Annotated in this window: 5 protein-coding genes and 2 pseudogenes; 3 read left to right on the forward strand and 4 right to left on the reverse strand. The window is 41.0% G+C overall.

What is annotated here, in order from left to right; genetic code table 11:
- From WBM49_RS04370 to WBM49_RS04385, 4 genes and pseudogenes are all read right to left on the reverse strand, one after another.
- A pseudogene (locus WBM49_RS04370) lies at nucleotides 1-239 on the reverse strand (xylose isomerase); the annotation flags it as partial.
- A gap of 9 nt (nucleotides 240-248) precedes the next feature.
- A complete protein-coding gene (locus WBM49_RS04375; protein WP_424370847.1) occupies nucleotides 249-1,724 on the reverse strand; it encodes a xylulokinase in 1,476 nt (491 codons plus the stop codon).
- A 161-nt stretch (nucleotides 1,725-1,885) separates the two neighbouring features.
- Nucleotides 1,886-3,499, reverse strand: coding sequence for a RagB/SusD family nutrient uptake outer membrane protein (locus WBM49_RS04380; RefSeq protein WP_424370848.1), 1,614 nt, complete (start codon nucleotides 3,497-3,499; stop codon nucleotides 1,886-1,888).
- A gap of 19 nt (nucleotides 3,500-3,518) precedes the next feature.
- Nucleotides 3,519-6,644, reverse strand: coding sequence for a SusC/RagA family TonB-linked outer membrane protein (locus WBM49_RS04385; protein WP_424370849.1), 3,126 nt, complete (start codon nucleotides 6,642-6,644; stop codon nucleotides 3,519-3,521).
- A gap of 351 nt (nucleotides 6,645-6,995) precedes the next feature.
- On the opposite strand from WBM49_RS04385, the gene WBM49_RS04390 reads away from it, so the two are divergent.
- From WBM49_RS04390 to WBM49_RS04400, 3 genes and pseudogenes are all read left to right on the forward strand, one after another.
- On the forward strand, nucleotides 6,996-8,030 hold the full coding sequence (locus tag WBM49_RS04390; RefSeq protein WP_424370850.1) for a LacI family DNA-binding transcriptional regulator: 1,035 nt from the start codon (nucleotides 6,996-6,998) through the stop codon (nucleotides 8,028-8,030).
- Nucleotides 8,031-8,237: 207 nt separating this feature from the next.
- On the forward strand, nucleotides 8,238-8,894 hold the full coding sequence (gene pgmB / locus WBM49_RS04395; protein WP_424370851.1) for a beta-phosphoglucomutase: 657 nt from the start codon (nucleotides 8,238-8,240) through the stop codon (nucleotides 8,892-8,894).
- A gap of 3 nt (nucleotides 8,895-8,897) precedes the next feature.
- A pseudogene (locus WBM49_RS04400) lies at nucleotides 8,898-10,388 on the forward strand (glycoside hydrolase family 65 protein); the annotation flags it as partial.

Raw genomic sequence — 10,388 nt, forward strand, 5'->3', positions numbered from 1 at the left:
GGGTCTGAAGGCAGATCCCAGGGAAATGTTTGAGTTCCGGATCCAAAGGGATCTGCACCTTGCCCGCAGAATGAATGCCAATAGGCAACCGCAAATTTAAAATGTTCGCGCATGGTTTTACCTGCAATACGGTATTCATTATCATAATATTTATAGGCCAGCGGATTGTCGGATTCCTGGCCCTCAAATGCAATGTCGCCTATTCCTTTGTAGTATTCTTTAGTGCCGAGTAGTGCCATTGTGTTGTCTTATAATTCTTTCTCCAGTAATTCTTTCCAGTGTTGGTATGCCTCCAGATACGGTTTGGAATCTTTATGAGGATAAAAAGTATGTATGTGGTCATTTTTTAACTGCGTTTCTCCAAAAGCTTTAAAATCCCCATTTTCTAAAGCACATGCCCTGGCTGCGCCAACAGCTCCCGTGGTATCGTACAGCTCAATGGGAAATCCTATTAAAGTACAAATGGTATTGGCAAAGACCTTGGATTGAAACAAATTATCATTGCCCGCCCTAATGACTTTTGGTTGAAGACCTTCAGCCAGTAAGATCTCCATGCCGTACATAAAGGCAAATGCGATTCCTTCTAACGCTGCTCGGCAGATATGTGCATTAGTGTGGGTATTCAGATCTATATTTAAAATTTTACTTCCAATGTTCTTATTGTTTAACATACGCTCGGCCCCATTCCCAAATGGCAACAATACCACTCCATCGGATCCTACGGTCACCTTTTCGGCTAGGGTATTCATTTCCTCATAGGAGGTGAATTTCAGGTTTTCCTTTAACCAGCGGTATTGGATTCCTGCTGCATTGATACAAAGGAGTTTACCCAGGGTAGGATTTTTGAGGGTATAGTTAACATGAGCAAAATTGTTTATTTTGGAGATTTCTTTACTTTCTGTCTTATTACTAATGGCATAAATAACGCCAGAGGTTCCTCCTGTCATAGCTATTTCTCCAGGATTAAAGACGTTCAGGGATAAGGCATTATTGGGTTGATCGCCTGCTCTGTAAACTATGGGTGTATCCACAGACAAACCTGTTTCTTCGGCAGCCTTGGTAGAGACTTTGCCCTGAAAGCCAAAGGTTGGAACCAGTTCTGGCAGGTGATCTATGGTTAGGCCATAATAAGAAAGTAGCCATTCTGCTATTTGTTGGTGTTTAAAGTTCCAAAAAATACCTTCCGATAAACCAGATATAGTTGTACGTATCTTGTTGCTTAATTTGTAGGCGATAAAATCACCAGGAAGCATTGCTTTATGGATCTTGCCGTACAATTTTGGTTCATGATCTTTTACCCATTTAAGTTTGGAGGCAGTAAAATTTCCCGGGGCGTTTAACAACTGCGAGGAACATTTATCCCGACCAATCTGTTCAAGTGCTTCTTCTCCTATGCTCACGGCTCTGCTATCGCACCAGATGATAGCGTTTCTCAATACTTTAACATTGCTATCTGTCAAAACCAGGCCGTGCATTTGGTAGGAGATCCCAATACCATGGATATCATTTTTATCAATGGCATGTTTTGATAATAAGCTTTTAGTAGCTAAGCAAATATATTTCCACCATTCTTCTGGATCTTGTTCCGCCCAATTATGTTGAGGGGCAAGGATAACCATTTCTTCCTGAGGCTCTCTTAAAACACCTGCTACCTTTCCGGTTTTGCTTTCCACGAGGGCCACTTTAATCGAAGAACTGCCAATATCATATCCGAGGTAGTACATGGAAGGTAGATAAGTAATGAACCTTAAGGTAGGGTATTCCGGGAATACCTACAAAAGAAATTAGTAAAGTAAGTACCCGAATAATTTCATGGGCTATGTGATTTTGGACATAAAAAAAACCCCGGCCAACGGCCGGGGTTTTATTATTGTTTATCTAGATATTAGTATCCAGGATTCTGAACCAAGTTAGGATTCGCCAATAATTGCGGTCCTGGAATAGGAAACAAATTCCAAGTTGGGTTGTTAATGGAAGATGATTCTTTAAATAACCAATCTCTACCGTACTCACCAAAACGAATTAAATCATTTCTTCTCCAACCTTCTGCGAATAATTCACGTCCTCTTTCATCTAATAGTGTTGGAAGGTCAACAGTTCCCAAAGGACTTACACCTCTGATTACCCGTATCTCATTTACAACTGCCGCAGCATCTCCGCTAGCTCCGCGAAGAATTGCTTCTGCTTTCATTAGAAGTGCATCAGAATATCTGAAAATCACCATATGTTGTAAACGTCCCCCGTATTTTGGATGATATTTAATAACACGGATACCGGTGGTTTCATCGTTGTTGATGAAACTTGTAGCACCAGCCCCATCCTGAAACTCCTTTTTGAAAGTTAATGGAGCACCGGCTCTGTCCTGAAGTGCATTCCCTGTAAGACCGTATTGTTGTCCAATTAGAAAGCCAAATCCAACATTAGATCCATTCTCAAATCCACCTTCATCAGTAGTTCCGGCAACGCCAGTAAACGGAGTTCCATCAAGTGGCACTCCACCTCTTCTCAATTCCTGATTGCTTAATGGTGTTCCGTCATTAACTGTGATATTGTTAGCAGCCGGATCTCCTTCGAATAGATCATAGTACTCAGCTAGCGTGCTGAATCCATTCCATCCACCACCTTCTATGGTAGTAGAATTATAATGCAATCCATTCCAAATCCTTGTGCCTACATCGGCTCTTAAGTGTAAAATACTTTCGGTATCAGGAGTGTCTCTAAAGATGCCAAAATAATCAGCTTCCAAAGCGTAGCCATCGGCGGTTATAGCATCTACTAAAGAAACTACCTCAGCCATATCCCCTGGTTGCGGTTCCCCACCCACGTAAATATGTTTATTTAAAAGTATTTTTGCTTTCAGGTATCTGGCAGCTGCTTTACTTCCTTTGCCGTTTGCCTCTCCACTTCCTCCAGTGGTGGCAGGGAGATTTGCAATTGCTACATCAACATCAGATAAAATCTGATCTACAGCGGCCTGACCCGTAAGTACTTCAGGTAAGGCGGAAGAGGGTAGCGAAACATCTCTAAATGGTACTTGACCATAAAGATCTAAAATTACCCAAACGGAATAGGCGCGAACAAAGCTGGCGTCCCCGATATTTTGGGCGGAAGGAGAACTCCTTTCATCCAATATCTGAGATGCGTTTAATTGGAAAGCGTTCCATTGATTCCAGGTATTTACAATAAATAACTGTTCGTTATTCCATGCATGCTGGTGTAAAACTCTCCACCTGCCATTATCTCCCCAGTCAGTTCCACGAGTAGGAACCAGAGCAGCATCTGAAGTCACTTCACTAAGTGCATACAGGTTCTCCTGAGTACTAAAAGCACCACCCAAATTGTTGTATAAGTTATCAACTGTTGAAGATGGATCTGCCAGACCCTGGAAACCTTCGCTTATGATAGAGTCGGTCTCGTCAATCTCCAGGTTAGTACAGGATGTTAGTCCTATGACAGATGCCAGAGTTAGAAAATAAATTTTAAAATTACTTCTTTTCATGATTATCAATTTTTTTTAATTAAAATGATGCATTAAGCCCTAAGGTTATTGTCCTTGGATTTGGATACGCGGACCAATCAATTCCTCGAGTTGGCACACCAGAGCCTAAATCTCCGGTAGCAGACGTTACCTCAGGATCTAACCCACTATAATCTGTAATCAAAAATAAGTTTTGACCTGTCAGAGACAAGCGAAGGCTTTTGAACAGACCGTCACCTGTTAGAGGCACATTATAACCAAGGGTTGCGTTTTGTAATCTAACAAAATCTCCTTTTTCCAGAAACCGTGTTGATACATCTGCTGAGGCACCTCCATTTTCACCACTAGTAATAACATCTTGAGTTACGTTCCTGGCGTTGTTAATGGAACCTGCAGTGAAGAATCCATTCGCAGTGTTGTTGTAAACAGAGAAGCCAAATTGGCCTGAGAAATAAGCCGAGGCATCCCAGTTACCACTACTGAAATTTAATGATAGACCTGAAGTGATATCCGGTAAAGCATCTTCGCCTACAAAGGTTTGGTCAGCAATAGGATCACCCACGCCATTTCCATCTACATCCCTGTAAATTGGGAATCCGCTGGAATCGAATCCTTCAAAGATTGCCATGTAATAAGAGTACAGGGATCTTCCTGCCTCAAATCGTTGAGCAAAGGCACCACTAAGTCCCTGGCCATTGATTTCACCTGTGTTAATTGCACTGGCGAAATCCTGAACCTCGTTATCATTATAAGCGATATTAAAGGCTGCAGAGAAGGTGGTATTGTCTGTTTGTACAAAATCGTAAGCCAGCGCAAATTCAATACCCTGGTTTAATATTGTGGCATCTACATTTCCAAATTGGAAAGGATCAATAGCTGGTGCGGCAGGAGGAGTTCTCAAGAGCACATCTGTAGTTTCACTGCGATAAACATCTACACTACCAGAGAGTCTATCCGAGTTAAATCCAAAATCCAAACCAACGTTGAAGTTTAATGTTTCTTCCCATTTAAGATCCGGAACATCTGTGGCAACAATTGCTAAACCATTTGTATTAACCGTAGCGTCATCATTTGTTCCCCTTCCGGAGAATCGCTGTCTGGAAACAAAGTTTCCGTAGGTTAAACCGTCCTGGTTACCAGTAATACCCCCACTTAATCTAAGTTTAAGTGTAGAAACTGCGTCTCCTATAAAATCTTCTTCATTAATTTTCCAGGCAAAAGCCCCTGATGGAAAATATCCGTACTGATTATCAGGTCCGAATTTAGAAGAACCATCTGCTCTTACTGTACCAGTGAATAAATATTTATTAGACAGTGAGTAGTTAATCCTTGCAAAAACCGATTGTAACTCATCAGTATTGTCAAAGTTATCCGCACTCAGGGCCTGAACTTTTCTTGTAAACCCATAGCCAATTTCCTCCCCAGCGACAACAACAGGAAACAGTCTGTTTACCTGAAGCCCTGTGGTATTGGTTCCGTAGTAATATTGTTGAAAAGATCCATCAATAGTAGCTTGTGCACCTTCAACAGTTTCCCTTAGATCGGATCCCATTTGATTTAATTCTTGGGTGCCAAAACCCCTACCCTGAGAATTTCTTCCTTTAACTCTGAAATCCTGAAAGGAGTAGCCTACCAAGGCATCTATGTTAGAATTGCCGAAATCTTTCTTCCAATTCAAAGTAACCTCAAATAGTTTGCTCTCTCTTTCCAAGGTATTGTAAAAACCTAGACCTCGATCTGAGATTCCTGGAAAACCAAGAACAGCACCGGAGATCACAGAAGTATTTTCTCCTGCGGATGTGTCGTAACCTACATTTACTTTACCAGTTAATTCCGATGTAAATTTATAGTCTAAAGAACCGTTCAAAAGAGCTCTGTCTGTCTGGGTTTCGTTTTGAGCGCTTGCCAAATAGTTGGCTGGTTTAATTTGTGTTCCACCATCGTCAAAGGTAGGACTGGTTGGCCAAGTAGGATTAGCGGAATACCCACCACCTAATATGTCACCACGGAATCCTGCACCCGCACTTAAAGGTGCGGTTTCATCGTTAATCCTCGAAATGGTAGTCTGCAAGTTTAAAGTTAACTTATCATCTAAAAATCTATGCGTTAGATTAAGACGGCCTGTTAGTCTTTCAAGGCTGGTTTTTTCTACCACCCCAAATTGTTTAGAGTATCCAAATGTGGCACGTACATTTCCTTTCCCATAATTTTTGGAGTAGGAAACGTTCTGATTCTGTGAAACAGCTGTTCTTGTAAGATAATCTTGCCAATTAGTCTCGTTTCCAAAATCCTGGGCAGCGGCGTTTCCACCAAACTGTGTAACGGCACTTAGAAACTCATTTCTATTTAAAAGATCATATTCATTCGCGGGTGTTGAAATACTTAAGGAAGATGAAAATTCAAGTTTCCCTTGAGAACTTCCTTTTCCGCTTTTCGTTGTAATGATTACAACACCATTTGATCCTCTGGATCCGTAGATAGCCGTAGCGGATGCGTCTTTTAGAACACTTATGCTCTCAATATCTGCCGGGTTTAAAAAGTTTAAAGGGTTTCTAACGGCACTTCCACCACTTCCGGAATCACCATTAGGAGCAGTGTTTTCACCAGATACCGGCACACCATCAATCACAAAAAGAGGATTGTTGTTGGCACGAACAGAGTTGGAACCACGAATATTTACAGAAATCCCTGCTCCTGGTTCACCACTAGTCTGCTGAATGTTTACCCCAGCGGTCTTTCCCTGGATCAATTGTTCGGGAGAGGCAATAACCCCACCATTAAAATCTTCTGCAGTAACAGCCGTAACAGCTCCTGTAGCATCTTTAACCGTGGTAGAACCATACCCAATGATTACTACCTCGTCTAATGCCTGCGCATCTTCTTCCAGTACAATGTTAATGGTAGAACGACCATTAACTGATATTTCCTGCGTTTTGTAACCGATATAACTTACTACAAGTACGGCATTGCTGCCTACGTTACTTATGGAGTAATTACCATCGAAGTCTGTCTGTGTACCATTCGTAGTACCTTGTACTACGACGCTAGCCCCGGGCAATGGACCAGTAGCATCAGAAACAGTACCTGATACATCTTGCGCCTTAACCAATCCGAAGCTTAAGATCGCTCCAACCAGCATAAGACTTTTTAGTAGTGTAATCTTCATAAAAAGTTAATTTTAAGTTTAGTTAATTTAATTCAAGTGTTAAACATATATAAAATAATTGTTAAATTCCTAAAACATTGACTTCAAGTACTTACGCAAACGGTTTCGTGTTAATAACTTATATTAACATGGTAATATAGCAATTTAAAGGTCCACGAATCTATTTTTCTATAAATATGAAGTATATTTTTTACTGAAATCGAAACAAATATAGTAATTTTTCGTTGCTATGCCTTAAAATAAATGAATTTCAGAGGACTCTTAGCTGCATAAGAATGTTAAAATATTGACTTTTTTAACACCGCTTTATGTACCTTTAAAACTCTGACTTGAGAATCATAATACCTCCACTTGAAACAAAAGATCACTCTTAAGCATATTGCACGGGAACTAGACGTATCTATTTCCACGGTATCCAAAGCACTTAAGAACAGTGAGGAAATTGGGCAGGACACGAAGGAAAAAATACAGGCTTTCGCCAAATTGTACAACTACAAGCCCAATAATATAGCAATTAGTCTTAAGAATAAGCGAACCCGAAACATTGGGGTAATCATTCCAGATATCGTCCATCATTTTTTCACAACTGTCTTTCGCGGGATAGAACAATACGCAAATGCCAAGGGTTACAACGTAATCGTTTGCGTTTCGGACGAATCATTTAATAAAGAAGTGATTAATATGGAAATGCTGGCCAATGGAAGCATTGATGGTTTTATTATGGCGCTGGCAGGCGAGACCCAATTAAAGAATGATTACAATCACTTACGGGAGGTAACCGAACAGGGCATACCCCTGGTCCTTTTTGATCGTGTTACCGATGAAATTCAGTGCGATAAGGTCATTATAAATGATGAGGCCGCTGCCTATCAGGTGGTGAGGAAATTAATCAAGGCCGGAAGAAAGAGAATTGCTTTGATCACCACCGAGGGGTATTTGAATGTGAGTAGTAAGCGAGCGGAGGGATATTACAGAGCGTTGAAAGAACACAAGATTCCTGTCGATAAAAAACTGGTACTTCAACTTCCATATCAACAAGAGGATGAGACCAAGAGCGAAAAATTTTTTAAAAAAAATAAGCCAGATGCTGTACTTTGCGTAAATGAAATATTTGCCGTAAAATGCATGGGAATTGCTCAAAAATATGGCTATCGTATTCCTGAGGAGATCGCCTTTGTCGGATTTACGGATGGTATATTATCGCATTATGCCACTCCTGCCTTAACATCAGTTGATCAACATGGAGAAATCATGGGGGAGACCGCTGCCCAAATGCTAATCGACAAGATAGAACAAGATCAGGACCAGGAAAAGGAGGAAGAATTCGAAACCAGGATCATTACCGCTACCTTGATTGAGCGAGCCTCTACGCCAAAATTTGTTTGAAGCAAAATGAATACCTATAGTGACATTCAGAGTAAATTAAACTGTGTAAATGATCCATCACACAACCAAAATCTTCCATCAACTTTGTATATTGGCAGCTGTTTTTGAATTTAGACCACTGTATTTCCGTTTAGGGAAAAAGAACGTGGCACACCGAATTAATGAAGCAGTTAACAAAATTCATCATACATTTTACCAACCAATTTGATGCATAGAAAAGGATTTATATTTGACCTGGATGGCGTTATCGTAGATACTGCAAAATACCATTACCTGGCTTGGAAACATTTGGCAGACGAATTAGGAATTCCTTTTACCAAAGAACAGAATGAACAGTTCAAGGGCGTTAGCCGAAAACGTTGCCTGGAAATTCTTTTAGAATGGGGGGAGCTTAAAGTTTCCCAGTCGCAGTTCAATTCCTGGCTGGCTGAAAAAAATGAGGACTACTTGCAGTACATCGAAACAATGACCGCTTCGGAAATACTACCTGATGTGCCTAAAGTACTAAATTTTCTCAAGGAACACAATGTGCCGATGGCCCTGGGTTCTGCTAGTAAAAATGCCAGGCCAATTTTAAAAAAAGTGGGACTAATTCCTTATTTTACATCCATTGTTGATGGCACCCAGGTCACTAAAGCAAAACCAGACCCGGAAGTATTTATGATCGCCGCAGGTGAATTAAAGGTGATGCCTCAACATTGCATTGTATTTGAAGATGCTCTGGCCGGGATAGAAGCAGCCAATAGGGCAGGGATGACAAGTATTGGAATAGGGAAGAAAGAAATTCTTACTGAGGCTCGGTACGTCTTCAAGGATTTTACCGAAATTGAACTGAAATTTATTAAAGAATTAGCAGAATTATAGGATATGAACAAAGAGTATATAAAAGCAGATAACTGGTCCATCATTGAGGAAGGTTTTGATAAAGAAAATGTAAAGTCTTCTGAAAGTCTTTTTAGCCTTGGTAATGGGGCCATGGGGCAGAGGGCCAACTTTGAAGAACAGTATTCCGGACCTACCTTCCAGGGGAGCTACATTGGCGGGGTATACTATCCTGATAAAACCAGGGTAGGGTGGTGGAAGAACGGCTATCCCGAATACTTTGCCAAGGTAATAAATGCGCCTAGTTGGATAGGTATCAATATTTTGGTGGATGGAGAAGCTCTAGACCTGAATACCTGTGCCAAAGTAGAAGGATTCCGCAGAGAATTGAATATGAAGGAAGGCAGGTATCTGCGCAGTTTTACGGCTACCCTACCCAATAAAAAGGAAATTGAGGTAGCGGTAATACGCTTTTTGAGTCTCGATCTGGATGAAGTGGGCGCCATAGAATATAAGGTAACCCCACTCAAGGAAGACATGACCATTACTTTCACCGCTTTTTTAGATAGTGGCATCACCAATGAAGACACGAACTGGGATGACAAGTTTTGGAATACTACCAAGATTTCTTCAGAGGGAAATCAGGCTTTTATTGAGGCACATACCATGAAGACCAACTTTGAGACCTGCACTTTTATGGAATGTCATCTGCACTATGAAGGCAAGATACATACGACCCCAAAAGATACAGATGAAAAAGAACAATGGATCGGGCAGAGCTATGAGCAGAAAGTTGCCAAAGGCACTGCGGTAGCATTTCACAAGTTTGGGGGATATACGGTTGCCAGAAATCACAAGGGGACCAATCTGGTGGATGCCTCAAAAAAAGCGCTTAAAAAAGCAAGTAGCTTAGGATTCCATGCACTGTTAGACATGCAAAAAAAGTCATGGGCCACTATTTGGGAAATGAGCGATATAACCATAGAAGGAGATACCAAAGCACAGCAAGGAATACGCTTTAATATCTTTCAACTCAATCAGACCTATCTGGGGAAAGATTCCCGACTCAATATTGGTCCCAAAGGATTTACAGGAGAAAAATACGGCGGAAGTACCTATTGGGATACAGAGGCCTATTGCATCCCTTTTTATATGGCGACTAAAAACCATCATGTAGCAAGGAACCTTTTAAAATACAGGTATAATCATCTGGAAAAGGCGATAGAAAATGCCAGGAAATTAGGTTTTTCGAATGGAGCGGCATTATATCCTATGGTAACTATGAACGGGGAAGAATGCCACAATGAATGGGAGATCACCTTTGAGGAGATCCACAGAAACGGAGCTATAGCTTTTGCCATTTATAACTATTATCGCTTCACAGGAGATTACACCTATATACCTGAAATGGGTCTCGAGGTGTTGATAGGGATCTCACGCTTCTGGCACCAGAGAGCTACTTTTTCCAAGCAGAAGACTAAATACGTTATTCTTGGGGTAACAGGACCCAATGAATATGAGAATAATGTAAATAAT

This window comes from Muriicola sp., assembly GCF_049669965.1.
In the GTDB taxonomy this organism is placed as follows: domain Bacteria; phylum Bacteroidota; class Bacteroidia; order Flavobacteriales; family Flavobacteriaceae; genus Muriicola.

Bases quoted from the DNA above. Each gene is read 5' to 3' on its own strand.
- WBM49_RS04375 (WP_424370847.1), bottom strand. From the start codon at position 1,724: ATGTACTACCTCGGATATGATATTGGCAGTTCTTCGATTAAAGTGGCC.
- WBM49_RS04380 (WP_424370848.1), bottom strand. From the start codon at position 3,499: ATGAAAAGAAGTAATTTTAAAATTTATTTTCTAACTCTGGCATCTGTC.
- pgmB (WP_424370851.1), top strand. From the start codon at position 8,238: ATGCATAGAAAAGGATTTATATTTGACCTGGATGGCGTTATCGTAGAT.
- WBM49_RS04385 (WP_424370849.1), bottom strand. From the start codon at position 6,644: ATGAAGATTACACTACTAAAAAGTCTTATGCTGGTTGGAGCGATCTTA.